This window comes from Pedobacter sp. HMWF019, assembly GCF_003061025.1.
Classification (GTDB): domain Bacteria; phylum Bacteroidota; class Bacteroidia; order Sphingobacteriales; family Sphingobacteriaceae; genus Pedobacter.
The window spans coordinates 1-1718 of the sequence record NZ_QAIL01000506.1 but is presented as its reverse complement, the minus strand read 5'-3'; the positions used below and the strand labels follow the sequence as shown (position 1 = coordinate 1718).

General features: G+C 32.7%; 3 protein-coding genes. All 3 read left to right on the top strand.

Annotation, left to right across the window (positions count from 1 at the left end; all coding sequences use genetic code 11):
* Nucleotides 1-200 precede the first annotated feature (200 nt).
* The 3 genes from DBR11_RS25905 (at nt 201) to DBR11_RS30375 (ending at nt 1611) form a co-directional block, all read left to right on the top strand.
* Nucleotides 201-638, top strand: a complete 438-nt coding sequence (locus DBR11_RS25905) for a DUF4279 domain-containing protein (protein ID WP_108555465.1) — start codon at nt 201-203, stop codon at nt 636-638.
* 43 nt (nt 639-681) lie between these two features.
* Entirely contained in the window at nt 682-1089 is a 408-nt protein-coding gene (locus tag DBR11_RS25900; protein WP_146186669.1) for a hypothetical protein, read from the top strand.
* 360 nt (nt 1090-1449) lie between these two features.
* A complete protein-coding gene (locus DBR11_RS30375) occupies nt 1450-1611 on the top strand; it encodes a hypothetical protein (protein ID WP_233260916.1) in 162 nt (53 codons plus the stop codon).
* Nucleotides 1612-1718 lie beyond the last annotated feature (107 nt).

Here is a 1718-nt window from a genome sequence, read left to right as displayed (position 1 = left end):
AAAGTTGAACTAAAAGGGGATGGCATCACAACAGTTCTAAAAGATTAATTGGAAAAGCTGATTTTGGATATACTTCTCTATAATAGATCGTCGTACTTTTAGGATACTCTGGACCATGTAACGTATTATCTAAGATAAATAGCAATAAAAAAGGCTATTTTACAACTGATCAAGCGAGGCTATCCAAAATAAACGTTGATATGAAAAATGAAATTATAGTACGTTTTGGGATACATGATTTTCATGATATTACTCATAGCGAAATAACTGAAATATTAGGTGGTATACAACCGGATAAAATCTATGTGAAAGGTGAGAAAAGAAATCCAAACAATATAGATTCACCATTAATTAAAAAAAACAGCTGGATATTAGGTTCTGGTTTAAGTAAGTATTCTCCATTTGAAGATCAAATGGAATCCTTGTTGGATACTATAGAATCTAACATTCATCGCTTTAAAATATTATGTGATAGGTATTGCTGTGAATTTTCTTGTGCTTTATTTGTTTATGCTGGGAATGATGAGAGTACTCCCTGGGTACATTTAAATTCGCGTTATAATGAATTAGTAAGGAAGCTTAATGTTGAGTTTGATGTTGATTTATATGTTTTTCCCAATGAAGATAATGCTGTGTAGTAATGATAATATCCATATCTTCATGATTTCAGATAACATTAAAATGAAATCAATATTTAAAAAACTTAACCCCTTACAATTTGGAATATCGTTAATATTTCTATTGGATCTGCTTGGCTCACTCACTTCGCGGTGGATTGGTTTTAACTACCAATACATCGGTTTTCTATCTATTATCATTTATCTTACGGTTGGGTTCCTTACCACAAAGAAACAGGGTTTAAAAAAAGGAATATTGTATACTGCCCTTGTCGGATTTTTTGATTCGACAATTGGTTGGGCGGTAGCGACAGTCTTTAAAGCAAATATGGGTAAGGAGGACTATTCTGTTAATTTTTCCCTACTGATGGTTGTTCTGGTTATTATTATGACAAGTATAATAGGATTGATAGGTGGAGGGGTTGCTTTAGCTCTAAAACAAAATACTGACAAACGTCCTGGTGCAAAGTAAAATAATCTGAAGTACTGATACTTGAACTTACGTTTTCTTACTATTATCCGAGCGAACGTTGGAAAGCGAAATTATTCTCTTATTGGATCAGAACAATAACTAATCTAACTGCTTTCAAAATGGAATGGCGTAAAAATGACCAAGGTGATTTCGAAAAAAATACAACCCCGACCGATAGAACAATTATATATGGAATCGTTATTGTTCCTATAATTCTTCTTTTTGGTTTTGTCTTCTGGTCAGCGTATACCGGCAAAAGTACGGATGAATTAATACTCGGAAGACGATTTAACTGAAGATTTTAGCGGGAGGGTAGATACTATGTACTTTGAAACCCAGAATCACAACATAAAGGTGGCGATGCTAGCCAATAAATATCGTTATGAAATATATAGTCTTTGGGAACGTAATATTGAGATTGGGGATTCCATTTCTAAAAAGAAAGGTTCTTTAAAACTAGATATTTACAAGAAGGGCAACACCAAGATCACTTTAGATTACAGAGATATTTATAAAAAATAAGATGAATGGGACATTTTTTTAAAAGTTATTGATCAATACAAACTCCCAAGAATGAGAGTGTTTTATATGGAAGGAAATGTTTAGGTGCAACTATCATACATTGGATC

What these genes read in the sequence shown, in the direction of transcription:
- DBR11_RS25905 (WP_108555465.1), top strand. Translation starts at nt 201, where the DNA reads ATGAAAAATGAAATTATAGTACGTTTTGGGATACATGATTTTCATGAT.
- DBR11_RS25900 (WP_146186669.1), top strand. Translation starts at nt 682, where the DNA reads ATGAAATCAATATTTAAAAAACTTAACCCCTTACAATTTGGAATATCG.
- DBR11_RS30375 (WP_233260916.1), top strand. Translation starts at nt 1,450, where the DNA reads ATGCTAGCCAATAAATATCGTTATGAAATATATAGTCTTTGGGAACGT.